This is a genomic window from Geodermatophilus sp. SYSU D01180 (assembly GCF_054050415.1).
This window is the reverse complement of sequence record NZ_JBJGZH010000012.1, coordinates 112,918-135,854: the sequence shown is the minus strand read 5'-3', so window position 1 is coordinate 135,854 and position 22,937 is coordinate 112,918. Positions and strand designations below refer to the sequence as shown.

The 22,937-nt window shown below is 75.6% G+C and carries 25 protein-coding genes; 20 read left to right on the top strand and 5 right to left on the bottom strand.

Annotation, left to right across the window (positions count from 1 at the left end):
• Positions 1-149 precede the first annotated feature (149 nt).
• Positions 150-671 (bottom strand): hypothetical protein, encoded by a 522-nt coding sequence (locus tag ACI8AA_RS13300; protein ID WP_457044885.1) that lies wholly within the window; start codon positions 669-671, stop codon positions 150-152.
• A 157-nt stretch (positions 672-828) separates the two neighbouring features.
• Here ACI8AA_RS13300 and ACI8AA_RS13295 point away from each other — a divergent pair, with 157 nt between their 5' ends.
• The 8 genes from ACI8AA_RS13295 (at position 829) to ACI8AA_RS13260 (ending at position 9,148) form a co-directional block, all read left to right on the top strand.
• Complete coding sequence (locus ACI8AA_RS13295; protein ID WP_457044884.1) at positions 829-1,446, top strand: DUF1360 domain-containing protein; 618 nt, start codon at positions 829-831, stop codon at positions 1,444-1,446.
• A 139-nt stretch (positions 1,447-1,585) separates the two neighbouring features.
• The gene (ku, locus tag ACI8AA_RS13290; protein WP_457044883.1) at positions 1,586-2,545 is read left to right on the top strand and encodes a non-homologous end joining protein Ku; all 960 of its coding nucleotides are present in this window, start codon (positions 1,586-1,588) and stop codon (positions 2,543-2,545) included.
• Between the two features lie 15 nt (positions 2,546-2,560).
• Positions 2,561-3,544, top strand: a complete 984-nt coding sequence (gene ligD, locus ACI8AA_RS13285) for a non-homologous end-joining DNA ligase (RefSeq protein ID WP_457044882.1) — start codon at positions 2,561-2,563, stop codon at positions 3,542-3,544.
• A gap of 10 nt (positions 3,545-3,554) precedes the next feature.
• Positions 3,555-4,475 carry a non-homologous end-joining DNA ligase gene (ligD, locus tag ACI8AA_RS13280; protein WP_457044881.1) on the top strand — a complete coding sequence of 307 codons (921 nt, stop codon included), beginning with the start codon at positions 3,555-3,557 and terminating at the stop codon, positions 4,473-4,475.
• A gap of 47 nt (positions 4,476-4,522) precedes the next feature.
• Positions 4,523-5,407, top strand: a complete 885-nt coding sequence (gene purU, locus ACI8AA_RS13275) for a formyltetrahydrofolate deformylase (protein ID WP_457044880.1) — start codon at positions 4,523-4,525, stop codon at positions 5,405-5,407.
• Positions 5,408-5,513: 106 nt separating this feature from the next.
• Positions 5,514-6,014, top strand: coding sequence for a Fur family transcriptional regulator (locus tag ACI8AA_RS13270; protein WP_457044879.1), 501 nt, complete (start codon positions 5,514-5,516; stop codon positions 6,012-6,014).
• Positions 6,011-7,675: a catalase gene (locus ACI8AA_RS13265; protein ID WP_457044878.1), complete on the top strand. Its 1,665-nt coding sequence runs from the start codon at positions 6,011-6,013 to the stop codon at positions 7,673-7,675. The genes ACI8AA_RS13270 and ACI8AA_RS13265 overlap by 4 nt, the downstream gene beginning before the upstream one ends.
• Before the next feature lie 165 nt (positions 7,676-7,840).
• On the top strand, positions 7,841-9,148 hold the full coding sequence (locus tag ACI8AA_RS13260; protein WP_457044877.1) for an MFS transporter: 1,308 nt from the start codon (positions 7,841-7,843) through the stop codon (positions 9,146-9,148).
• Here the strand turns inward: ACI8AA_RS13260 and ACI8AA_RS13255 are convergent.
• Together ACI8AA_RS13255 and ACI8AA_RS13250 are read right to left on the bottom strand one after the other, a co-directional pair.
• Positions 9,145-10,098 (bottom strand): proteasome assembly chaperone family protein, encoded by a 954-nt coding sequence (locus ACI8AA_RS13255; RefSeq protein WP_457044876.1) that lies wholly within the window; start codon positions 10,096-10,098, stop codon positions 9,145-9,147. The two genes, ACI8AA_RS13260 and ACI8AA_RS13255, sit on opposite strands and share 4 nt — an antisense overlap.
• An 84-nt stretch (positions 10,099-10,182) precedes the next feature.
• On the bottom strand, positions 10,183-11,544 hold the full coding sequence (locus ACI8AA_RS13250) for an AI-2E family transporter (RefSeq protein WP_457044875.1): 1,362 nt from the start codon (positions 11,542-11,544) through the stop codon (positions 10,183-10,185).
• Positions 11,545-11,622: 78 nt separating this feature from the next.
• On the opposite strand from ACI8AA_RS13250, the gene ACI8AA_RS13245 reads away from it, so the two are divergent.
• The 12 genes from ACI8AA_RS13245 (at position 11,623) to ACI8AA_RS13190 (ending at position 19,357) form a co-directional block, all read left to right on the top strand.
• Positions 11,623-12,087 carry a PPOX class F420-dependent oxidoreductase gene (locus ACI8AA_RS13245; RefSeq protein WP_457044874.1) on the top strand — a complete coding sequence of 155 codons (465 nt, stop codon included), beginning with the start codon at positions 11,623-11,625 and terminating at the stop codon, positions 12,085-12,087.
• Positions 12,088-12,148: 61 nt separating this feature from the next.
• A complete protein-coding gene (locus tag ACI8AA_RS13240; protein WP_457044873.1) occupies positions 12,149-12,694 on the top strand; it encodes a hypothetical protein in 546 nt (181 codons plus the stop codon).
• Positions 12,695-12,762: 68 nt separating this feature from the next.
• Positions 12,763-13,302, top strand: coding sequence for a hypothetical protein (locus ACI8AA_RS13235; RefSeq protein ID WP_457044872.1), 540 nt, complete (start codon positions 12,763-12,765; stop codon positions 13,300-13,302).
• Between the two features lie 47 nt (positions 13,303-13,349).
• Entirely contained in the window at positions 13,350-14,117 is a 768-nt protein-coding gene (locus tag ACI8AA_RS13230) for a dienelactone hydrolase family protein (RefSeq protein WP_457044871.1), read from the top strand.
• Positions 14,114-14,512, top strand: coding sequence for an ankyrin repeat domain-containing protein (locus tag ACI8AA_RS13225; RefSeq protein ID WP_457044870.1), 399 nt, complete (start codon positions 14,114-14,116; stop codon positions 14,510-14,512). The genes ACI8AA_RS13230 and ACI8AA_RS13225 overlap by 4 nt, the downstream gene beginning before the upstream one ends.
• Positions 14,513-14,583: 71 nt before the next feature.
• Positions 14,584-15,909, top strand: coding sequence for an AI-2E family transporter (locus tag ACI8AA_RS13220; RefSeq protein ID WP_457044869.1), 1,326 nt, complete (start codon positions 14,584-14,586; stop codon positions 15,907-15,909).
• Between the two features lie 85 nt (positions 15,910-15,994).
• Positions 15,995-16,261 carry a hypothetical protein gene (locus ACI8AA_RS13215; protein ID WP_456927976.1) on the top strand — a complete coding sequence of 89 codons (267 nt, stop codon included), beginning with the start codon at positions 15,995-15,997 and terminating at the stop codon, positions 16,259-16,261.
• Positions 16,262-16,299: 38 nt separating this feature from the next.
• A complete protein-coding gene (locus ACI8AA_RS13210; RefSeq protein WP_457044868.1) occupies positions 16,300-16,731 on the top strand; it encodes an AAA family ATPase in 432 nt (143 codons plus the stop codon).
• Positions 16,732-16,819: 88 nt separating this feature from the next.
• Positions 16,820-17,239: a DUF350 domain-containing protein gene (locus ACI8AA_RS13205; RefSeq protein WP_457044867.1), complete on the top strand. Its 420-nt coding sequence runs from the start codon at positions 16,820-16,822 to the stop codon at positions 17,237-17,239.
• A 158-nt stretch (positions 17,240-17,397) separates the two neighbouring features.
• Positions 17,398-18,159 (top strand): 3-oxoacyl-ACP reductase FabG, encoded by a 762-nt coding sequence (gene fabG / locus ACI8AA_RS13200; protein ID WP_457044866.1) that lies wholly within the window; start codon positions 17,398-17,400, stop codon positions 18,157-18,159.
• 272 nt (positions 18,160-18,431) lie between these two features.
• A complete protein-coding gene (locus ACI8AA_RS13195) occupies positions 18,432-18,740 on the top strand; it encodes a hypothetical protein (protein ID WP_457044865.1) in 309 nt (102 codons plus the stop codon).
• Positions 18,737-19,357, top strand: coding sequence for an SGNH/GDSL hydrolase family protein (locus tag ACI8AA_RS13190; protein ID WP_457044864.1), 621 nt, complete (start codon positions 18,737-18,739; stop codon positions 19,355-19,357). Before ACI8AA_RS13195 ends, ACI8AA_RS13190 begins: the two co-directional genes overlap by 4 nt.
• Before the next feature lie 2 nt (positions 19,358-19,359).
• Here the strand turns inward: ACI8AA_RS13190 and ACI8AA_RS13185 are convergent, their stop codons facing one another.
• Entirely contained in the window at positions 19,360-20,019 is a 660-nt protein-coding gene (locus ACI8AA_RS13185) for an NADPH-dependent F420 reductase (protein WP_457044863.1), read from the bottom strand.
• A 28-nt stretch (positions 20,020-20,047) separates the two neighbouring features.
• Positions 20,048-22,903, bottom strand: a complete 2,856-nt coding sequence (locus tag ACI8AA_RS13180; protein ID WP_457044862.1) for an FAD-binding and (Fe-S)-binding domain-containing protein — start codon at positions 22,901-22,903, stop codon at positions 20,048-20,050.
• Between the last annotated feature and the right edge of the window lie 34 nt (positions 22,904-22,937).

Sequence of the window (22,937 nt, the reverse complement as noted above, 5' to 3'; positions counted from 1 at the left end):
CGGCCCCGCGCCCCCGGCCCCGCCCCCCCCCCCCCCCCCCCCCCCCCCCCCCCCCCCCCCCCCCCCCCCCCCCCCCCCCCCCCCCCCCCCCCCCCCCCCCCCCCCCCCCCCCCCCCGGGCCGGTGACGGAACGGTGCGGAGGAGTGGCGTCAGGTGTTCTCGACGACGTGCACCGCGGACTCCTCCGGGCCCTCGCCGGCGACCGGTGCGTCGGCGAACGCCTCGACGTCGTCCCCGGTGCGGTTGGTGCCGGAGTCGCTCCGCGCGTCGGTGTCCTGGTCCTGGTCCAGCTGCGCGAACGCGCGCGACGGGTCCTCGGCGGGGCGCACGCCGGGGTCGTCGTCGGGGATCTCCTCCTCCAGGCGGGCGGTCAGCGACTCGCCCTCCTGCTGCTCGCGCGCCGTCGTCCCGAACCCGACCGGCTCGTCCTCCCGGTCGCCCGGCTCGGGGGCGAACTGCGGGTCCTCGGAGCGCTGCATCGTGGGGAAGTCGTCCTGGGAGACGTCGGGCACGCCCTGGTCCTCGGGGAAGACGTCGCGGGCGGTCTGCCCCTGGGAGCCCGGCGCGCCGCCCTCGCGCACGCCGGTCAGGCCGCGCTCGTCGTCGGGGAACTCGGCGTCGTTCTGCGCGGAGTGGACCGCCCCGCTGTCGTTCGGCTCCGGCTGGGTCATCGGGCGTTCCTCTCTCTCGGGCCGCCGGACGGTGCTCCCGGCGGCGGACTGCCCTCCCGCCTACCCGCCTCCCGGGAAGCCATGCGGCGGGCGGACGTGACGCGACCGGCCGGGCCGGGCGGCATGGCGCACGGGCCGCAGGGGTAGCGGGAGCCGCATGGCGATCCCCGACGAGGTGGCGCGCATCGGGCAACCGGTGCGCCGCTGGGCGAACGAGCAGGCGCGCGGCTACGCCGGCGACGAGGGCCGGCCCCTCGGCGGGTTCCTCGGCGCGATGAGCGTGTACAGCGCGGCGGTGGCCGCCGGCGCGGCGGCGGTCCGCGCCTCCGGCCGGGAGCTGCCCGGCCGGATCCCGCTCGGCGACGCCGTGCTGCTCACCGTCGGCACCTTCCGGCTGGCCCGGCGGATCGCCAAGGACCCGGTCACCAGCCCGCTGCGCGCGCCGTTCGCCCGGTTCCAGGGCGCGTCGGGCGAGGCGGAGCTCGCCGAGGACCTGCGGGTCGAGCACGGCTGGAAGCACGCCGTCGGCGAGCTGGTCACCTGCCCGTTCTGCCTGGCGCAGTGGGTGGGCACCGCATTCGTCTTCTCCTACGTCGCCGCGCCGCGGGCCACCCGGCTGGCCGCGCTGACCATGACGATGGTGGCCGGCTCCGACGTCCTGCAGTTCGCCTACGACGCGCTGCAGAGCAGTGTCACCGGCGGCGGCCCGGAGGACGATGGGAGCGGTGCCGCCGACGGGGACGACACGTCCGGCCGGCACGCAGAACAGGACTGAGCACCACAGGAGCGAGAGGAGCGCCCGCTTCCCCCGGGCGGAGGAGATCACCAGCGACCGCACTGCCGGGGCGCCGGCCCGCACCTATCCTGCGGGCCGCGCCGCCCATCGGTCGCGGAGCCCGGGGAAGGGGAGTGACATGCGCTCGATCTGGCGCGGCGCGGTCTCGTTCGGCCTGGTCAGCATCGGGGTGAAGCTCTACACCGCGACCGAGGACAGGGACGTCCGCTTCCACCAGGTGCACGCCGCCGACGGCGGGCGGGTCAGGTACAAGCGGATCTGCTCGATCGACGGCGAGGAGATCGAGTACGGCGACATCGCCAAGGGCTACGAGCTGCCCGACGGCCAGCTGGTGGTCCTCACCGACGACGACCTCGCCGAGCTGCCGCTGACCACGCGGCGGGAGATCGAGGTCCTGCAGTTCGTCGACCAGGCGGACATCGACCCGATCCAGTTCGAGAAGACCTACTACCTGGAGCCCGACGGCCCGGCCACCCGCCCCTACGTGCTGCTGCGCGACGCGCTGGAGAACACCGGCCGGGTCGCGATCACCAAGATCGCGCTGCGGCAGCGGGAGTCGCTGGCCGCCATGCGGGTCCGCGACGGCGTCCTGGTGCTGCACACCATGCGCTGGCCCGACGAGATCCGCCGTCCCGACTTCGGCTTCCTCGACGAGGACGTCTCGGTCCGGCCGCAGGAGCTGCAGATGGCCGAGGCCCTGATCACCTCGATGACCGGCGACTTCGACCCCGCCGAGTTCACCGACGACTACCGCGAGGCGATGACCGCGCTGCTCGAGGCCAAGCAGACCGGCGGCGACGTGCAGCCGGTGCCCGAGACCGCCGACCCCGGCGCGGCCGTCGTCGACCTGATGAGCGCGCTGCGGCGCAGCGTCGAGCGCGCCCGCGGCGGCGCCGCCGACGAGGACGAGGCGTCCGCGGAGGCGCCCGCGCGCAGGCCCGCCAAGAAGGCGGCGGCGAAGAAGGCCCCGGCGACGGAGGCGGCCGCCGAGGAGGCGCCGGCCCGCCCGACCCGGGCGCGCAAGGTCACGGCGGCCAAGAAGGAGCCGGCCAAGCGCACGTCCCGCCGCAGCGCCTGACCCACCTCGTCCCGCATGGTCCGTCCCGCCCTGCCCGAGCCGCCGGTGCCGGCGCCGATGCTCGCCGTCGCCGGTGAGCTGCCGGCCGACGACGCCGCGTGGGGCTACGAGTTCAAGTGGGACGGCGTCCGGGCGCTCGCGGCGGTCCGCGACGGCCGGGTGGACCTCTGGGCGCGCAGCGGCACCCTCCTGACCGCCCGTTATCCCGAACTTGGTCGCCTGCCGGACCCGCTGGCCGGCGTCGACGCCGTCCTGGACGGCGAGGTGGTGTCCCTCGACCGGCTGGGCCGGCCGGACTTCGGGCTGCTGCAGAACCGCATGCACCGCACCGGCGGCCCGGAGGTCGCCCGGCTCGCGGCCGCTGCACCCGTCACCTACCTGGTCTTCGACCTGCTGGCCGACCGCGGCCGCAGCCTGCTCGACCTGCCCTACGCGCAGCGGCGGGAGCGCCTGGACGCGCTCGGCCCGCAGGGCCACCGCTGGGCGGCGACCCCGTGGTTCCGCGGCGGCGGCGCCGACGTGCACGCGGCCAGCCGGGACAACGGGCTGGAGGGCGTGGTCGCCAAGCGGCTGGACTCGCCGTACCGGCCGGGCGCGCGCTCGCCGGAGTGGCGCAAGGTCAAGCACGTCCGCATGCAGAGCGTCGTCGTCGGCGGGTGGCGGCCGGGCAAGGGGCGGCGGGCCGGGGGAGTGGGGTCGCTGCTGGTCGGCGTCCACGACGACGACGGCCGGCTGGTCTACGCCGGGCACGTCGGCACCGGCTTCACTGACGCGGTGCTGCGCGAGCTCGGCGGGCTGCTCACCCCGCGCCGCACCGCGCCCTTCGCCGGCGCCGTCCCGCGCGACGTGGCCCGCGACGCGCGCTGGGCCGAGCCGGAGCTGGTCGGCGAGGTCGCCTTCGCCGCGTGGACCGCGGATGGCCGGATGCGCCACCCTGCGTGGCGGGGGCTGCGCGAGGACCTCGACGTGGACGACGTCGTCGTGGAGTGGTCCCCCTGAGGGGAGCCTGATGGACCGCCAGCGGGTGCGGGTGGAGGGCCGGCAGCTGTCGGTGTCCAACCTCGACAAGGTGCTCTTCCCCGAGGTCTCGTTCACCAAGGCCGCGGTCATCGACTACTACGTGCGGATCGCGCCGGTGCTGCTGCCGCACCTGTCCGGCCGGCCGGTCACGTTCACCCGCTGGCCCGACGGCGTCGAGGGGCCGGCGTTCTTCGAGAAGAACAGCGCCCGGCACGCGCCGGACTGGGTGCGGAAGGTGACCGTCCCGAGCCCCGGCAGCTCGAAGGACCGCGAGGTGCTGGAGATGGTCGTCCTGGAGACCGTCGCCGACCTCGCCTGGGCGGCCAACCTCGCCGCGCTGGAGCTGCACGTGCCGCAGTGGCAGGTGGGTAGCAAGCTGCAGCCCGCGCTGCCGGACCTGCTCGTGCTCGACCTCGACCCCGGCCCGCAGGCCGGCATCGCCGAGTGCTGCGACCTGGCCGAGCGGCTGCGCGTCAAGCTCGTCGCGGACGGCCTGGACCCGGTGGTGAAGACGTCGGGGTCCAAGGGCATGCAGGTCTACGCGCCGATCCGGGTGACCGACCGCGAGCACCCCAGCCGCTACGCCAAGGCGCTCGCGCAGGAGCTCACCGCCGAGACGCCCGACCGCGTCGTCTGGCGGATGGAGAAGGTGCTGCGGCCGGGCAAGGTGCTCGTCGACTGGAGCCAGAACAACCCGGCCAAGACGACGGTCGCCCCGTACTCGCTGCGCGCCCGCCCCGACGCCCCGGTGTCCACGCCGATCGGGTGGGACGAGGTGGACGCCGTCCGCGACGGCGCCGACCCCGCCGAGCTGCGCTTCCGCACCGAGGAGGTGCTCGCCCGGGTGGAGGAGTACGGCGACCTGTTCGACGTCGCCGCCCGCACCCGCGCCCGCCTGCCCGCCGTCTGACCCCCGCCGAGCGGCAGAAATGGCCATTTCTGCCACCATGGCGCACCGTGTCCGCCGCCCCGCTCGCGCACGACCCCGTCTCCTCCGACCTCGGGCGGCTGGTCGTCCGCTGCCCGGACCGGCCGGGGATCGTCGCGGTGCTGTCCCGGCTGCTGGCCGACGTCGGCGCGAACATCACCGAGTCGCAGCAGCACTCCTCGGACCCGACCGGCGGGGTGTTCACCCTGCGGCTGGAGTTCGTGCTGCCCGGGCTGGCCACGCGCCGCCGTCAGCTCGAGGGCGCGCTGGAGCTGCTCGCCGCGCAGTGGCAGCTGACCTGGCGGCTGTCGGAGGCCGCGCGCCGGCCGCGGCTGGCGGTGTTCGTGTCCAAGACCGACCACGTGCTGCAGGAGCTGCTCTACCGGGTCCGGGCCGGTGACCTGCGCGCCGACATCACCGCCGTCGTCTCCAACCACCCCGACCTGGAGCCGGTGGCCGCGGCGGCCGGGGTGCCCTTCCACCACGTGCCGGTGACGCCGGCGACCAAGGCCGAGGCCGAGGCGCGGGCGCTGGAGCTGGTCGGCGACGTCGACCTGGTGGTGCTCGCCCGCTACATGCAGATCGTGTCGGCGGACTTCTGCGGCCGCTTCCCCGAGCGGCTGATCAACATCCACCACAGTTTCCTGCCGGCCTTCGTCGGGGCGAACCCGTACCAGGCGGCGCACGACCGCGGCGTGAAGCTGATCGGCGCGACGGCGCACTACGTCACCCCGGAGCTCGACGCCGGCCCGATCATCGAGCAGGAGGTGGCGCGGGTGGACCACCGCGCCACCGTCGAGGACATGCGCCGCATCGGCCGGTACGTCGAGCGCCAGGTGCTCGCGCAGGCGGTCACCTGGCACGTGGAGGAGCGCGTCGTCGTCGAGGGCGACCGGACCATCGTCTTCGCCTGACGCGTGTGTTCCTGGCCACCCGGGTACCGGTGGACCAGCGGGGAGCCCCACCCGACACGTGCCGTTGATTTGACTGACTAAAGAAAAGCGGGTTGGGTGGGACCCGATGGAGACGACGTGGGCGCCGCGGCTGCGCGACGCCGGGCTGCGGGTCACCCGGCCGCGGCTCGCGGTCCTCGACGCCCTCGCCGCCCATCCGCACGCCGACGCGGACACGCTGGTCACGGTGGCCCGCCAGGCACACCCCACGCTCTCGCCGCAGGCCGTCTATGGCGTCCTCAAGGCGCTGGTCGCCGTCGGGCTGGCCCGCCGGGTCGAGCCCGCCGGGGCGCCGGCGCTCTACGAGGTCCGCGTGGGGGACAACCACCACCACCTGGTGTGCCGCTCGTGCGGCGCGGTCGCCGACGTCGACTGCACCGTGGGCGCGGCGCCGTGCCTGGTCCCGTCGGACACGGCCGGCTTCGCCGTCGACGAGGCCGAGGTCGTGTTCTGGGGCCTGTGCCCCGTCTGCCAGGGCGCCGGCCACCCGGCCGCCGTCCCCGGCCCGTCCGTCCGAGTCCGTTCCGCGGCCGGACAGCACCACACCCGAGGAGAGGCAGGAGCATGACCGACGTCGCATCGCAGGGCCCGGCCCCGAGCGAGGCCGACCGCCCGGTCCTGACCAACCGTCAGGGCCACCCGGTCTACGACAACCAGAACCAGCGGACGGTGGGCGCGCGCGGCCCGGCGACGCTGGAGAACTACCAGTTCCTCGAGAAGATCAGCCACTTCGACCGGGAGCGGATCCCCGAGCGCGTCGTGCACGCGCGCGGCATCACCGCGTTCGGCTACTTCGAGGCCGACGGCACCGTCGGCGACGAGCCGATCAGCCGGTACACCCGCGCCAAGCTGTTCCAGGAGAAGGGCAAGCGCACCGACGTCGCGCTGCGGTTCTCCACCGTGGCCGGTGGCCGCGACTCCTCGGAGTCCGCGCGTGACCCGCGCGGGTTCGCCGTGAAGTTCTACACCGAGGAGGGCAACTGGGACCTCGTCGGCAACAACCTCGGCGTCTTCTTCATCCGGGACGCGATCAAGTTCCCCGACTTCATCCACTCGCAGAAGCCGGACCCGGTCACCTTCGAGGCGAACGTCGCCGAGCGGGCGTTCGACTTCTTCAGCCAGACCCCCGAGGCCATGCACATGATCTCGCTGGTCTTCAGCCCGCGGGGCACGCCGGCCAGCTACCGGCACATGCAGGGCTTCGGCGTGAACACCTACAAGTGGGTCAACGGCCAGGGCGAGACCGTCCTGGTCAAGTACCACTGGTACCCGAAGCAGGGCGTGAAGTCCTGGACCGCCGCGGACGCCTCGGCCGCGCAGGCCAAGAGCCTCGGCACCCACACCAAGGACCTGCACGACGCCATCGCCGCCGGCGACTTCCCGTCGTGGGACCTCTACGTCCAGATCATGAGCGACGACGAGCACCCGGAGCTGGACTTCGACCCGCTCGACGACACCAAGGTCTGGCCCGAGGAGCTGTTCCCGGTCCGCAAGGTCGGGACGATGACGCTCAACCGGATGCCGGTGGACAACTTCACCGAGAACGAGCAGATCGCGTTCGGCACCGGCGTGCTGGTCGACGGCCTGGACTTCTCCGACGACAAGATGCTCGTCGGCCGGACGTTCTCCTACTCCGACACCCAGCGCTACCGGGTGGGCCCGAACTACCTGCAGCTGCCGGTGAACGCGCCGAAGGCGCGGGTCGCCACCAACCAGCGCGACGGCCAGATGGCCTACGGCGTGGACCGGGCCGAGGGCACCAACCCGCACGTGAACTACGAGCCGTCGATCCTCGGCGGCCTGCGGGAGGCGCAGTACCCGACGCACGACGAGCAGGGCCCGGTCATCACCGGCCGGCTCACCCGCAAGCGGATCCCGCGCACGAACGACTACGCGCAGGCCGGTGAGCGCTACCAGCTCTCGGAGCAGTGGGAGAAGGACGACCTGGTGGCCAACCTGGTCGACGCCCTCTCGCAGTGCCGCCGCGAGATCCAGGAGCGGATGGTCTGGCACTTGTTCATGTGCGACGACGAGTGGGGCCAGCGGGTCGGCGACGGCCTGGGCATCAGCGCCGACGACGTCCGCGGCCTGGAGCCGCTGCAGACGCAGACCCTCTCCGAGGAGGAGTTGCAGCGCGCCGCCAACCTCGGCAAGAACGGCCCGCGTGACGTCACCGGCCACCAGATGACGCACTGCGTGCCCAACGAGCACGTCACCGTCGAGGCCTGAGCGCCGCGGGGTCACGAGCAGCGGGCCGCGTCCGGGATCCCCGGGCGCGGCCCGCTGTCGTGTGTCGGGCCGGGGTGCTTCCGCTGAGCGGGAGCCGATTGGGACGCGACGCGGGGCGCTCCTACCGTCGGTCGACCGCCGACGCCCTCGCCGTGGAGGACACCGATGAGCTCGACCCCCGTCCGCCCGACGACGCCCGGCGCCGCGGCCCGCGCCGCCGGGTGGGTCGCGCCGCTGTGCTGGATCGCCGTGCTGCTCGACGGCTTCGACCTGGTCGTCGTCGGGACCGTCGTCCCCACGCTGTCGCAGCCGGAGGAGTTCGCCCTCACCGGCACCGGCGCCACCGCGGTCATCACCATCGGCCTGGTCGGCATGATGATCGGCGCGCTGACCATCGGCACGCTCACCGACCTGGTCGGCCGCCGCAAGGCGCTCATCGGCGCCGTGGCGTCCTTCTCGCTGTTCACCCTGCTGTGCGCGTTCGCGCCCGACGAGGTCGTCTTCGGGGTGCTGCGCTTCCTCGCGGGCCTCGGCCTGGGCGGCTGCCTGCCGACCGCGATCGCCATGGTCAACGAGTTCACCCGCGCCGGGCGCAGCGGCCGGGCCACCACGACGATCATGACCGGCTACCACGTCGGCGCCGTGGCCACCGCGGCGCTGGCCATCGTGGTCATCCCGTCGCTGGGCTGGCGGTGGATGTTCGTCATCGGCGCGGCCCCGGCCCTGGTGCTCGTCCCGCTGATGGTCGCCCGGCTGCCGGAGTCGGCGTCGTTCCTGCAGGCCGCCGGCCGGCGGGCGGAGGCCGAGGAGGTGGCCCGCCGGTACGGGCTGGAGCTGGAGAGCACGGCGGGCCCGGCGTCGGCCGGCGCACCCGCCGGCGCCGCCTCGACCGTCCGCTCGCTGTTCACCGGCGGGTTCGCCCGCAACACCGTGGCCATCGGCGTGACCTCGTTCATGGGGCTGCTGCTGGTCTACGGCCTGAACAACTGGCTGCCGACGATCATGCGCGAGGCCGGCTACGACCTCGGCAGCTCGCTGGCGTTCCTGCTGGTGCTCAACGTCGGCGCGATCGTCGGCCTGCTGGTGGCCGGCACGGTCGCCGACCGCATCGGCGCCCGCACCGCCGGGATGATCTGGTTCGCCTCGGGCGCGCTGTTCCTGGCACTGCTGTCGGTCGAGCTGCCCACCGCGGGCCTCTACCTGATGTGCTTCCTCACCGGCTGCTTCGTCTTCTCGGCGCAGGTGCTGGTGTACGCGTTCACCAGCGCCAACCACCCGCCGGCCGTGCGCGCCACCGCGCTGGGCTGGTCGGCGGGGGCCGGCCGGGTGGGCGCCATCGTCGGGCCGGTGATCACCGGGGCCCTGGTGACGGCGGGCATCGCCTTCCCGTGGGGGTTCTACGTGTTCGCCGTCGTCGGCGCGCTGGGCGCGGTGGCCCTGAGCGTCACGCGGGCCCGGCGCACCGTGCGCTAGTCGCCCCGGCCCCGGCGGTCCTGCTCGGCGAGGAAGCGCTCGAACTCCGCGCCGATCTCGTCGCCGCTGGGGACCTCGCCGGCCCCGCCGAGCAGGTCCTCGCCCTCGCGGGCGGCGGCGAACTGGTCGTACTGCTGCTCCAGCGCGGCCACGACGGCGGTGTTGTCGGCCGAGCGGGCGATCTGCTCGTCGACCTCGGTGCGGTGCTGCTGGGCCGCCTCGCGCAGCGTCTCGGTGGGCAGCAGCAGGCCGGTGAGCCGCCCCAGGTGCTCGAGCAGGGTGAGCGTCGCGGCCGGGTAGCTGGCCTGCGCCAGGTAGTGCGGCACGTGCGCGGCCACCCCGAGGGCGTCCACGCCTGCTTCGCCCAGGCGCAGCTCCAGCAGTGCCGGGGCGCTGCCCGGGACGCGCAGCTCGCCCCAGTAGACGGGGTAGGACTCGATCAGCTGCCGGCGCGTGGCGTGCGCGGTCACCGTCACCGGCCGGGTGTGCGGCACCGGCATCGGGATGGCCTGCAGCGCGACCACCGAGGTCACCCCGAGCCGCTCGACCACCCCGGCCACGGCGGCGGCGAAGCCCTCCCACCGGTAGTCCGGCTCCGGCCCGTGCAGCAGCAGGAACGGCTCGCCGGCGTCGTCCTCCAGCGCCGAGAGCACGATCTCCGGCGCGGTGAAGTCCTCGTAGTGGTCGCCGTTGAACGTCATCCGCGGCCGGCGGGCGCGGTAGTCCACGAGCAGGTCGGCGTCGAACCGCGCGACGGTGCGGTGCGGCAGCGAGGCCAGCAGGTGCGAGGCGGCGAGCTGGGCGGACGAGGCGGCGTCGAAGTCGCCCGCGAGGGCGTGCACGAGCACCAGGCCGCGCCGCTGCGCAGCCCCGGCAACCGCCTCCTCGGCGGCGAGGAACGGGTCGGCCTCGGGAGTGAGCTCGACGAGCTCCTCCGGTCGCTGCGCCACGGGGGCACCTCCTGCTGGTCGGACGCCTGCTGGTCGGACGTCGTCAGGGGAAGCGACGGCGGCCGGGCCGGCATTCCCGTCCGGTCAGGCCGGCGGTGCGGGGGAGCGGGTCAGGACGGCGCCGTCGTCGCCGCCGGCCACCTGGTGGCGGGTGCCGTCGTCGGCGACCTCGGGATGGCGGCCGTCGAGCGCGTCGCGGGTGTACCGGTAGACGACGGCGATCAGCGCGGCCACCGGCACCCCGAGGAAGGCGCCGATGATCCCGGCCAGGCTGCCGCCGGCGGTGACAGCGAGGATGACCACCGCGGCGTGCAGGTTGAACCCGCGGCCCTGGATGATCGGCTGCAGCACGTTGCCCTCGATCTGCTGCACCAGCAGCACGATCCCGAAGACGATCAGCGCCACCGTGAAGCCCTCGTCGACCAGGGCGATCAGCACCGCGAAGGCGCCGGCGACGAACGCACCGATGATCGGGATGAACGCGCCGAAGAACGTCAGCACGGCCAGCGGGATGACCAGCGGCACGTCGAGGATCCACAGCCCCAGGCCGATGAAGAAGGCGTCGACGAAGCCGACGAGGGCCTGCTGCTTGATGAACTCCGACAGGGTCGTCCAGGTCTTCTGCGACAGCGCGGCCACGTGCGGGGCGGCCTTCGGCCCGGTCTGCGCGGCCAGCCACGGCACCCAGCGCGGCCCGTCCTTGACGAAGAAGAACGCCAGCACCAGCGCGAGCACCAGGTTGATCAGCCCGTTGCCGACGGCGGACGCGCCGGTGGCCGCGTAGCCCGCGATGTTCGACGCGTTGTTCTGGACCGAGTCGATCGCCTGGTCCACGTACTGGCCGAGCTGCTCCTCGTCGATGTTCAGCGGCGGGCCCTGCAGCCAGTCCTGGACCTGCTGCAGGCCGCTGGTGAACTGGTCGGCGAGCTCGGTGACCTGGTCGGCGACCTGTGGCGCGATGACGGCGATCAGCCCGCCGATGAGGCCGAGGAACAGCAGCAGCACGACCGCCGAGGCCAGGGCGGGGGGCCAGCCGTGCCGGCGCAGGAACCGGGTGGGCGGCCACAGCACGGTGGCGAACAGCAGGCCGAGGATGACCGGCAGCAGGATGACCCACAGCTTGCCGAGGACCCAGCCGACCACCACCAGCGCCGCGCTGATGAGCAGCAGCTGCGCGGAGGCGATGGCGAGGGTGCGGGTGGCCGACACGGCCCGCTCGCCGCGCTGCCAGGCGGGGGCGGGGGCGGCCGTGGCGTCGTGGTCGGCAGCGCGCGGGTCGCCCGGGCCGCCCTCGCCGGTGAGCGTGGGGGTGGTGCGCTCGTCGCCGACCGGCCCGGCGCCGGACCCGTCGTCGGCCGCGCGGTCACGGGTCGCGGCGCCGCCGGCGGCGGACGCGCCACCACCGGCCGGGGCGTCGTCCCGGCGTCCGGACAGGCGGAACCTCATGGTCACATCGCACCACGGATCACCGCGGACCACCGCCCGACGGCCGGCCGGGCGCGGGCCGCGGCTAGCGTCGGGCACGTGCCCAGGACCGCCAGAGCCGACCGGGTCGAGCGCGCCGAGCTGCTCGACTTCCTACGCCCGCGGCACCGCGCGGTGCTGCTCACCCGGCGCCGCGAGGGCGGGGTGCAGCTGTCCCCGGTGACCTACGGCGTCGACGCCGAGGGCCGGGTCGTCGTCAGCACCTACCCGCAGCGCGCCAAGGTGCGCAACGCCCGCCGCGACCCCGCCGTCTCCCTCTGCGTCCTGTCCGACGACTGGGACGGCGCGTGGGTGCAGGTGGACGGCCGGGCGGAGGTGCTGGACCTGCCGGAGGCGCTGGAGCCGCTGGTCGAGTACTTCCGCTCGATCAGCGGCGAGCACCCCGACTGGGACGAGTACCGCGCCGCGATGGCCCGGCAGGGCAAGTCGCTGCTGCGGATCACGATCGAGCGCTGGGGCCCGGTGGCCACCGGCGGCTTCCCGCCCGAGCTCGCGCAGGACTGACCGGCACGCCGGGCAAGCCCAGGAGCTTGCACCCGGCCCGCCCGGCGGCGACGCTGCGCGCGTGCCCCTGGCCGTCGCCTGTGCCCCGCTGACCGCGGGTTCCCCCGCCGGCGGACCCCCGGCCGTCCTGGGGGCCGGCGCGCGGGCGGTGGGGGAGGGCTGGGCGGCGGTGGTCGACGACGCCCCGGCCGCGGTGGACGCCGTCGCCGCACTGGTGCGGGCGGGCGGCCGGCGGATCGGCGTCGGCGCCGCCCCGCCCGGTCCCGACGACGGCCCGGTGGTGCTGGCCGCGCGCCGCGCCCTGGAGGCCGCCGGGCGCCGCCCGGCCCGGCTGGCGGTGCGCGGGTCCGACGCCGAGGCGGCCGCCGACGCGCAGGCGGTGCTCACCGCACTCGCCGTCCTGCTCGCCCGCCGCAGCACCGCCGCCTGGGCCGCCGTCGACCTGGTCGCGGCCGGCGCCACGCGGGCCGCCGCGGCCGCCGAGCTCGGCGTCTCCCGGCAGGCGGTCGCGCAGCGGCTGGCCGCCGGGTCCTGGGAGCTGGAGCAGGAACTGCGCCCGGCCGCCGCGCGGCTGCTCGCCCGCGCCGCCGGCCGGGCGCCCGGTTGAGGGACGCCGCCGCGCGCGGTGATCACCCGTCGCGGAGGATGGGGACGTCCCGCCCCGCAGGAGGTCCCGTGTCCGAACCCGTGCAGCCGCTGCGCAACGCCGAGCTCCTCGGCGTCTACGTCAACGACCACCTCGCCTCGGCCACCGGCGGCATCGAACTGGTCGGCCGGATGCTGGGCGTGCACCGCGGCTCCCGCTGGGAGGCGCCGCTGACCCAGCTGCTCGGCGAGCTGCGCGAGGAGAAGTCCTCGCTGCTGGCCACCGCCCGGGCGCTCGGCATCCCGGTGCGGCAGTACAAGCAGCTCGGCGTCTGGCTGGCGGAGAAGGTCACCCGCGCCAAGCTCAACGGCCGGCTGCTGTCCCGCTCGCCGCTGTCGGACCTCGTCGAGTTCGAGTTCCTCGCCTCCGGGGTGCGCGCCAAGCGCAGCGGCTTCGAGACGCTGCGCATCGTCGCCGAGGCCGACGACCGGCTGGACCGGGCCGAGCTCGACCGGCTCATCGACCAGGCGCACCGGCAGTACGGGTGGCTCACCGACGCCCGCCGCGAGGTGGCCGCCGCCGTCTTCGGCGGCCGGGCGGGGGCCGCCGAGCGCACCGGCGGCGTCTGACCCGGGCCCCTCGCACGGTGCCCGGCGCGGCCTGGTAGCACAGGGCCATGTGCCACGACCCCGCCAGCCGCCCGCCCGCCCCGCCGCGCCCGGGGCAGGTCGGCGACCGCGGCCTCACCGTCCTCACCGCGGCCGACGGCACCCGGGTCTCGGCCGCCTGGGCGCTGCCCGCCGACGTCGCGGCCGCGCCCGCCGGCGTGGTGGTCCTCCCGGACATCCGCGGGCTGCACCCGTACTACGTCGCGCTGACCGAGCGCTTCGCCGAGGCCGGCGTGCCCGCCGTCGCGTTCGACTACTTCGGCCGCACCGCCGGCGTCTGCGGGTCCGGCACCCGCGACGCCGGCTTCGACTGGCAGACGCACGTCCCGCAGACCACGCCCGAAGGGGTCGACGCCGACCTCACCGCGGCGATCGCCGAGCTGCGCCGGCGCACCCGGCCCGGCCTGCCGGTGGTCACCGTCGGCTTCTGCTTCGGCGGCAGCCACTCCTGGCGGCAGTCCGGCGGCGACCTCGACGTCGCCGCCTGCGTGGGCTTCTACGGCCGGCCGGCCATGGTCGGCGACGCCGCCGGGCGGGCCTCGCGCCCGACGCTGGTGATCGTCGCCGGCGCCGACGCCGCCACCCCCGTCGAGGACCAGCTGGCCCTCGCGGAGACGATGCGCGCCGCCGGCGCCGCCGTCGAGACCGCGGTCTACGACGGCGCCCCGCACTCCTTCTTCGACCGCGCCGCGCCCGAGTGGGAGGAGGCCTGCCACGACGCCTGGCGGCGGATCCTGGCCCTCGTCGACGGCCTCGGGACGGGGGCGCGGTCGTGAGCGAGCCGATCGACCCCGGCGTCATCGAGCTGGCCGCGCGGGTCTTCGACCTCGCCCGGTTCGGCCACACCGACGAGCTCACCGCCTACGTCGACGCCGGGGTGCCGGTGGACCTCACCAACGACAAGGGCGACACGCTGCTGATCCTCGCGGCCTACCACGACCACCCGGAGACGGTGGCCGCGCTGCTCGAGCGCGGCGCCGACCCCGGCCGGGCCAACGACCGCGGCCAGACGGCGCTGGCCGCGGCGGTGTTCCGCCGCTCCGAGGCCGGCGTGCGGACACTGCTGGCCGCCGGCGCCGACCCCGACGCCGGCGGCCCGAGCGCCCGCGAGACCGCGGCGTTCTTCGACCTGCCGGAGATGACCGCGCTGCTCGAGGGCCGCTCCGGCTGAGGCTCCCCGCGGGAACCGCACCGCCGTGACACCCTGGGGCGTCACGGCGCCGTCACGGGGGGAGGACGTCCATGGCCGCGCAGGCGCACCTGCCCGGGCCGGGAGCGGAGCGGGCGCGCAGCGGGGCCTCCCGGGTGGTCCCCCCGGAGCCCACCGAGCTGCCCGAGGACCTCGCCGACGGGCTCCCGCTGGCCGCCGACGTCCCGCTCGCGCCGGTCGACGACGGCCCGGCGCCGGGACCGGCCGGCACCCTCTCCGGCCCCGGTGGGCTGCCCCGCTGGCTGGTGCTGCTGGTCGGCGCCGCGGCCGCGACGATCGCCGTCGCCGGGGTGCGCGAGATCGCCTGGCTGGTCGCGCCGGTGCTGCTGGCGCTGGTCGTCGTCGTGGCGCTCATGCCGGTGCAGCGCTGGCTGCTGCGCCACCACGTGCCGCGCTGGGCGGCGGCCGGCGTCCTGCTGCTGCTCGTGTGGGGCGTGCTGCTCGGCCTCGGGTCGCTGCTGGTCGTCGCGATCGCCCAGTTCGCCGTCCTGCTGCCCGACTACGCCCCGCAGTTCGCGGTGCTGCTCGACGACACGGTGCAGCGGCTCGACGAGGCCGGGCTGTCCTCCACGCAGATCCAGGACCTGGTCGACCGGTTCGACTACGGCCAGCTCGTGGGCCTGGCCACCGACCTGCTCGCCCGGGTCACCGACACCGCCAGCACGCTGGTGCTGCTGCTGTCGGCGATGGTCTTCCTCGCCATCGAGTCCGGCGGGTTCGGCCGCCGGCTGGCGCTGGTCGCCGAGGACCGGCCGCACCTGCCCATCGCCCTCGGCCTGTTCGCCCGCGGCACCCGCAGCTACCTGCTGGTGAGCACGGTGTTCGGCGCGATCGTGGCGGTGGGCGACACCGTCGCGCTGGCGATCCTCGAGGTCCCCCTGCCGGTGCTGTGGGGCCTGCTGTCGTTCATCACCAACTACGTGCCCAACATCGGGTTCGTGCTCGGCGTCATCCCGCCGGCGCTGCTCGGCCTGCTCGCCGGCGGCTGGACCGAGTTCTGGGTGATCATCGTCGTCTACTCGCTGCTCAACTTCGTCGTGCAGACGCTCATCCAGCCGCGCTTCGTCGGCGACTCGGTGGGCCTGTCGATGACGGTCACCTTCCTCGCGCTGCTGTTCTGGGGCTGGGTGCTCGGCGCGCTGGGCGCGCTGCTGGCCATCCCGCTCACGCTGCTGGTGAAGGCGCTGCTGGTCGACGTCGACCCGCGCGGGCACTGGCTGGACGCGCTGCTGCGGGAGGAGCCGCGGGCCCCGCGGACCAGCCGCGCGCGGCAGCGCGCGCAGGCCCGCCGGGCGGCGCTGGCCTCGGTCCGGGCGCTGCACCCGCACTGGCCCTCGCGGCGGGGATCCGGGGACTGACCAGCGCTTTCGGGGAATGTCAGGGGTCGGGAGGACGTTGTCCAGAAGCCGGGGAACGGTCCCGGCGAGACCCCGAGGAGGACCCGTGAAGGGCGATCGTGTCGAGGTCGTCATCGACGCCGGTGGCGACACCCGCACCTACGAGATCGAGGCCACCCGCGCCGGGCGCCGGGTGGACGTGTCCCACGGCCGTGGCGTCGTGGAGGTCACCGAGACCACCCGCGGCGGCACGCCCGTGCGCACCGCACGCTTCATGTCCGGGAGGGTGCTCGCGCTGGTCGAGCACCCGGCGGCCCGCCCGGTGTTCGAGGACGACGACGAGCCGGTGACCCCGCTGCGCCGGAGCGCCTGACGGCCGGAGCGGCCGACGGCGGGCAGGAGCTCGTCGTCGTGGTCGGCCTGCAGGGCGCGGGCAAGTCGACCTGGGTGCAGCGGACCCTCGCCGCCACGCACGAGGTGGTGAGCAAGGACCACTGGCCCCGCGCCCGCCGGCGGGAGGCCCGGCAGCGGCGGGTCGTCGCCGCGCTGCTGGCGGCCGGGCGCAGCGTCGTCGTCGACAACACCAGCCCCTCGCCGGAGGAGCGCGCGCCGCTGGTCGCCGCGGCCCGCGCGGCCGGCGTGCCGGTGCGCGCGGTCTGGCTGGACACCCCGCTCGAGGAGTGCCTGGCCCGCAACGCGGCCCGCGAGTCGCCGGTGCCGCTGGTCGGGGTGTACGCCGCGCGGGCGCGGTTCGTCCCGCCCACCGCGGCGGAGGGCTTCCACCGGGTGGACGTGGTGCGGGGGGACGGCCTGCGGCGGGACGTCGTGCGCCCGGGGGACTGACCGGCCGGACCGTCGCGTGCGGCCGGGGGAGCCGGTGCGGTAGGAACTGGCAGGCCCGTCCGCTCCCGCCCCCGGAGGTACCCGTCCCGTGCTGGCCAGCCTCGGCTACGCCGTCGCCTACACCGCCGTCGGCCTCGTGCTGCTGGCCCTCGGCTTCCTCGTCCTCGACCTGCTGACGCCCGGCCACCTCGGCCGGCGCATCTACGAGGACCGGTCGGTGAGCGCCGCGGTCGTCCTGTCCGCCGGGTTCCTCGCCCAGGGCGCGGTCATCTTCGCCTCGATCTGGACCAACGCGACGTCCGGGTTCGGGGAGGCGCTGCTCTACACCGTGGTCTTCGGCCTGCTCGGCGTGGTGATGCAGGCCGTCGCCTTCGTCGTCCTCGACCTGCTGACGCCGGGGAAGATGGGCCACCTCGTCACCGAGCCCGGCTTCCACCCGGCGAGCCTCGTGATGGCCGCCGCCCAGCTCTCGGTCGCCGGGATCATCGTCGCCTCGATCTGGCCCTGACCGCCGCCGCGCACCGGTACGGGGCCGTCTCCGGACGCCCCGGGAGCCCGACGTAACGTGTCCGGCGCAGCCCGGGGGCCGGCGCGGGACGACCCGGCCCGAGCCCCCCACCCGGACCGGCCGGCGACGACGCCCGCCACCATACGAGAGGAACTGCCATGAGCGAGGCAACCCCCCGCGTCGCCATCGTGACCGGCGCCGCGCGCGGCATCGGCGCCGCGACGGCGAAGCGCCTGGCCGCCGACGGCTTCGCCGTCGCCGTGCTCGACCTGGACGAGGCGAACACCAAGGACACCGTGCAGGCCATCGAGTCCGCCGGCGGGCGCGCGCTCGGCGTGGGCGCCGACGTCAGCGACGCCGAGCAGGTGCAGGCCGCCGTCGACCGGATCGCCGCCGAGCTCGGCCCGCCGGTGGTGCTGGTCAACAACGCGGGCGTCATCCGCGACAACATGCTGTTCAAGATGACCGAGGTCGACTGGGACCTGGTCATGAACGTGCACCTGCGCGGCGCCTTCCTCATGAGCCGGGCCTGCCAGAAGTACATGGTCGACGCGAAGTTCGGCCGGATCGTGAACCTGTCGAGCACCTCGGCGCTGGGCAACCGCGGCCAGGCGAACTACTCGACGGCGAAGGCGGGCCTGCAGGGCTTCACCAAGACCCTCGCCATCGAGCTGGGCAAGTTCGGCGTCACCGCCAACGCGATCGCGCCGGGCTTCATCCAGACCGAGATGACGATGGCCACCGCCGAGCGCATGGGCATCGCCTTCGACGACTTCATCAAGGGCGCCGCCTCGCAGATCCCGGTGGCCCGCGTCGGCCAGCCCGAGGACATCGCGCACCTGGTGTCGTTCTTCGTCAGCGAGGGCGCCGGCTTCGTCTCCGGCCAGGTCGTCTACGCCGCGGGTGGCCCGAAGGCCTAACCGCCGCCACGCACGGACCCACGGGGCCCGGCCGGGAGCGATCCCGGCCGGGCCCCGTCGCGTCGTGAGGGCTCGGCTACTCGCCGACGACGCCGGGACGTCCACCTGGCAGCCGGACGCCTACCTGGTCGTGCTCGGCTGCGGCGTCGGCATGCTCGTGCAGGACCTGGTGCTGGCCGCGCAGAACGACGTCCCGGCCGCGGAACCGGGCACCACCACCTCGGGAGTCTCCTTCCGCAGCCTCGGCGGCACGGTCGGCGTCAGCGTGCTGGGTGCGGTGCTGGCCGCGCGGGTGGCCGACGGCCGCGGCGCCCGACGTCAGCGCACCGCCGCCGGAGGTGGTCGCGCTGGTGCAGGGCACCTACGCCGACGCCACCGCGGAGCTGTTCCTCATCGCGACGCCCCTGGCCGCGCTCGCGCTGCCGGTGGTGCTGTTCATCCAGGAGGAGCCGCTGAAGACGACGTCGGGGTCGCAGCGGCTGGCCGAGGAGCAGGGCAGCGAGCCCGTCCTGCCGCACCGACGCAGGTCACGCCGGCCGGCGGGCAGAGCTCCCCGCCGGCCGGCGTTGTACCCGGCGTGACCGACCGTCTCCGCCTCGCCGTCCTCGGTGACTCGATCGCGTACGGCACCGGTGCCGCGCGGGTCGAGGACGGCCTCGGCCCGCGGCTGGCGCAGGTGCTGCGCAGCGCGGGCATCGACACCGACCTGTCCGTGCTCGCCGTGCCCGGCGCGGTCTCCCGCGACCTCGCCGCGCAGGTCCGCCGCGCCGCGCCGCTGGGCGCCGACCTCGCCGTCGTGGTGATCGGCGCCAACGACCTCGCCCGGTTCCTCCCCGTCAAGCAGGCCGTCACAGCGCTCGGCGCCGCCGTCGACGGGCTGCGCGCCGCGGGCACCGACGTCGTCGTCGTGCCGGCGCCGGACATGTCCAGCGTGCCGTTCGTGCCGCCGGCGTTCCGGCCGGTCGTGCAGGCCGCCTGCGCGGCGATGCAGCAGCGGCAGGCGGAGGTGGCACAGGCGCGCGGCGCCGCCGTCGCGGCCGTGTCCGGCGAGGTGGGCCGGGCGTTCACCACCGACCCGGCGCTGTTCTCCGCCGACCGGTTCCACCCCTCCTCGGCCGGCTACGCGCGGATCGCCGCGGCGCTGGCCCCGACGGTGCTGGCCGCCGCCCGCGCCCGCCGGGACCGCCGCGCCGCCTGAGCTCACGCGGCCCGGCTCGCCTCCGCGGTCGCCCGGCGCAGGCCGTCGAGGTCGAGGTCCGGGCCGTAGCCGGGGGTGCCGGGCTCGATCCGCCAGCTCTCGGCGAGCGGGCCGAGGTCGAGGACGTCGAAGCCGACCTCGTCGATGAACGAGGCGACGACCTCCTTCGCCGGGGCGTCGTCCCCGGAGACGGCGAGCGCCCGCCGGTGCGGCGTGCCGCTCGGCGCCCGCCGGGCGGTGATCTGCGCGGCGGCGATGTGGTTGAACGCCTTGACCACGCGGGACGTGGGCAGGTGGTCCTGCAGCAGCTGGGAGCTGGTGCTGGTCCCCTCGTCGAGGGCGGCGACGTGCCCGTCGCGCTCCGGGTAGTAGTTGTTGGTGTCGATCACCACCTTCCCGGCCAGCGGCTCCACCGGGATGTGGGGCAGGGCCCTGAGCGGCACGGTGACGACGACCAGGTCACCGGCGGCGCCGGCCTCGGCGGCGGTCGCGGCGCGCACCGATCCGCGGCGGGCGGGCCGGTCGGTGAGCGCGTCGACGAGGCCGGCGAGGGTCTCCGGGCCGCGCGAGTTGGACAGGACGACGTCGTGGCCGAGGTCGGTGGCCGCCTGCGCGAGCGCCGTGCCGATGTGGCCGGCGCCGATGATGCCGAGAGTGGTCATGCCTGCCGCCAACGCGCCGGCCGGCGGCTCATTCCCGGTCCAGCGCGCCGGCCAGGAGCTCGGCGAGGTGCCGGCCGGGGCGGTCGGCGAGCTGGTCGAGCTGCGTGCGGCAGGAGAACCCGTCGGCCAGCACGACGGCGTCGGGCCCGGCCGAGCGGACGGCCGGCAGCAGCTGCTGCTCCGCGATCGCCACCGACACCTCGTGGTGGCCGCGCTCGACGCCCCAGTTGCCGGCCAGCCCGCAGCAGCCGCCCAGCCGGGTGACCGTGGCGCCGGCCCGGCGCAGCAGCCGCTCGTCGGCCGCCCACCCCATCACCGCGTGGTGGTGGCAGTGCGGCTGCGCGACCACCTCGATGCCGGCCAGTGACGGCGGCGCCCACCCCTCCGTGGCGGTGAGCAGCTCGGCCAGCGTCCGGGTGGCCGCGGCGACCCGCGCGGCGGCCGGGTCGTCGAGCAGCTCGACGGCGTCGCTGCGCAGCGCCGCGGTGCACGAGGGCTCCACACCGACGATCGGGATGCCGGCGTCGGCCAGCGGCGCCAGCCGGCGCACGGTGTCGCCGAGGACGCGCTTCGCGGTGTCCAGCTGCCCGGTGGTGATCCAGGTCAGCCCGCAGCAGGTGTCGTCGCCGGGCACCTGCACCGAGTAGCCGGCGGCCTCGAGCACCCGGACGGCGGCGTGCGCGGCCTCCGGCGCGAAGTGGTCGGTGAACGAGTCGACCCACAGCGCCACCGGCGCGCCACCACCCGGCCGCGGGGTGAACGACTGGCGGAAGGTGCTCGGCGCGAACGACGGCAGCGACCGCCGCCGGTCCACGCCCGCGCCCCACTTCGCCAGCCGCCCGCCGAGCCGGTTGCGCAGCACCGCGTTGACCAGCCGCGGCGCCCGCGCGGCCAGGTCGGACCACATCGGCAGCCGGCCCAGCGTGTAGTGCGCCAGCGGCCGGAGGCGGCGCCGGTAGGACTGGTGCAGCACCTCGGACTTGTAGCTGGCCATGTCCACGCCGGTCGGGCAGTCGCGCGAGCAGCCCTTGCACGACAGGCACAGGTCCAGCGCCGCGTGCACCTCCGGCGAGCGCCAGTCCCGCACCGGCCCGCCGGGCGCGAGCATCTCCTGCAGCACCCGGGCGCGGCCGCGGGTGGAGTCCTTCTCCTCGCGGGTGGCCGGGAACGACGGGCACATCACCGCGACGCCGGACGGGTCGGCCCGACACTTGCCGACGCCGGTGCAGCGGTGCACCGCGTTGGACAGGTCGCCGTCGTCGTGCCGGTAGGCCAGCGCCAGGGTGGGCGGGCCGGTGCGCAGCAGCCGTGGCGCCGCGGCCACCCGGACGTCGTCGTCGAGGCGCGCCGGGCGCACCAGCACGCCGGGGTTGAGCACGTCGTCGGGGTCGAACAGCCCCTTGACCTGCGCGAACAGGTCCAGCGCGGCGGGGGAGTACATGGCCGGGAGCAGCTCGCTGCGAGCCCGGCCGTCGCCGTGCTCGCCCGACACCGACCCGCCGTAGCGGGCCACCAGCCGGGCGGCGTCCTCGACGAAGGCGCGGTAGGCGGCGCGGCCGCGGTCGGGCTCGCGCCCGAACGGGAAGTCGATGCGCACGTGCACGCAGCCGTCGCCGAAGTGGCCGTACGGCACGCCCTGCAGCCCGTGCTGCTCCAGCAGCGCGTCGAACTCGCGCAGGTAGGCGCCGAGGGACTCCACCGGCACGGCGGCGTCCTCCCAGCCGGCGTGCGCGGGGCGGCCGTCGGAGGTGCGCGCGGCCAGGCCGGCGCCGTCCTCACGGATCCGCCAGATCGCCGCGGCGTCCGCGACGTCGGTGACCACCAGGGTGTCCAGCGCGCCGGCGTCGGCGACGACGCCCGCACCCTTGGCCTCCACCTCGGCGACGGTGTCGCCGGTGACCTCGACGATCAGCCAGCCGGCGCCGCGCGGCAGGTCGGGGACGACGGCGGCCGGCACGTCGCGCAGCCGCTGCACGATCCGCTCGTCCAGGCCCTCGACGGCGGTCGGCCCGTGCCGGAGCAGGCCGGGCGTGGCGTCGGCGGCGTCGGCCATCGACGGGTAGCCGAGCACCACCAGCCCGCGGTACGGGGCGTCGGCGACCAGCCGCACGGTGGCGCCGAGGACGACGGCGAGCGTGCCCTCGCTACCGACCAGCGCGCGGGCGACGTCGAAGCCGTGCTCGGGCAGCAGGTGCTCCAGCGAGTAGCCCGACACCTGCCGGCCGAAGCGGCCGAGCTCGGTGCGGATGGTGGCCAGCTCCCGGCCGATCAGGGCGCGCAGGTCGTCGACCACCCCGCTGCCCGTGCCGTCCACGGCCGCGCCGGAGGTCAGCTTCAGCCGCTGCCCGGTGCCGGTGACGACGTCGAGGCCGACGACGTTGTCCGACGTCCGGCCGTAGCCCAGCGCCCGCGACCCGCAGGCGTTGTTGCCGATCATCCCGCCGACGGTGCAGCGGTTGGCGGTGCTCGGGTCCGGGCCGAAGCGCAGCCCGTGCGGGCGGGCGGCGACCTGCAGGCGGGCCTGGACGACGCCGGGGTCGATGACCGCGGTGCGCGCCTCGGGGTCCACCGCGTGCACCCGGTCCAGGTACCGGCTGGTGTCGACGACGACCCCGGTGCCCACCGCGTTGCCGGCGATCGAGGTGCCCGCGCCGCGCATGGTCAGCGGCACGCCGAGCGTCCGGCAGACCTCGAGGGCCGCCACGACCTCGTCGGCGTCGCGCGGGCGGACGACGGCGCGCGGCAGTACGCGGTACAGCGAGCCGTCGGAGGAGTACAGCGCCCGGGCGAGGCCGGAGTCGTCGACGTCGCCGATCCCGGCCCGGCGGAGTGCGGCGGTGACCTCGGCGGTGTCGGCGGTGGTGTCGGCGAGTGCGCTGCTCACCCGCCCAGTGTCCCCGGTGCCGCCGCGGGGGCGG

What these genes read in the sequence shown, in the direction of transcription:
- fabG (WP_457044866.1), top strand. Translation starts at nt 17,398, where the DNA reads ATGAGCGAGGCAACCCCCCGCGTCGCCATCGTGACCGGCGCCGCGCGC.
- ku (WP_457044883.1), top strand. Translation starts at nt 1,586, where the DNA reads ATGCGCTCGATCTGGCGCGGCGCGGTCTCGTTCGGCCTGGTCAGCATC.
- ACI8AA_RS13220 (WP_457044869.1), top strand. Translation starts at nt 14,584, where the DNA reads ATGGCCGCGCAGGCGCACCTGCCCGGGCCGGGAGCGGAGCGGGCGCGC.
- ACI8AA_RS13270 (WP_457044879.1), top strand. Translation starts at nt 5,514, where the DNA reads ATGGAGACGACGTGGGCGCCGCGGCTGCGCGACGCCGGGCTGCGGGTC.
- ACI8AA_RS13185 (WP_457044863.1), bottom strand. Translation starts at nt 20,019, where the DNA reads ATGACCACTCTCGGCATCATCGGCGCCGGCCACATCGGCACGGCGCTC.
- ligD (WP_457044882.1), top strand. Translation starts at nt 2,561, where the DNA reads ATGGTCCGTCCCGCCCTGCCCGAGCCGCCGGTGCCGGCGCCGATGCTC.
- ACI8AA_RS13300 (WP_457044885.1), bottom strand. Translation starts at nt 671, where the DNA reads ATGACCCAGCCGGAGCCGAACGACAGCGGGGCGGTCCACTCCGCGCAG.
- ACI8AA_RS13260 (WP_457044877.1), top strand. Translation starts at nt 7,841, where the DNA reads ATGAGCTCGACCCCCGTCCGCCCGACGACGCCCGGCGCCGCGGCCCGC.
- ACI8AA_RS13265 (WP_457044878.1), top strand. Translation starts at nt 6,011, where the DNA reads ATGACCGACGTCGCATCGCAGGGCCCGGCCCCGAGCGAGGCCGACCGC.
- ACI8AA_RS13230 (WP_457044871.1), top strand. Translation starts at nt 13,350, where the DNA reads ATGTGCCACGACCCCGCCAGCCGCCCGCCCGCCCCGCCGCGCCCGGGG.
- ligD (WP_457044881.1), top strand. Translation starts at nt 3,555, where the DNA reads ATGGACCGCCAGCGGGTGCGGGTGGAGGGCCGGCAGCTGTCGGTGTCC.
- ACI8AA_RS13295 (WP_457044884.1), top strand. Translation starts at nt 829, where the DNA reads ATGGCGATCCCCGACGAGGTGGCGCGCATCGGGCAACCGGTGCGCCGC.
- ACI8AA_RS13250 (WP_457044875.1), bottom strand. Translation starts at nt 11,544, where the DNA reads ATGAGGTTCCGCCTGTCCGGACGCCGGGACGACGCCCCGGCCGGTGGT.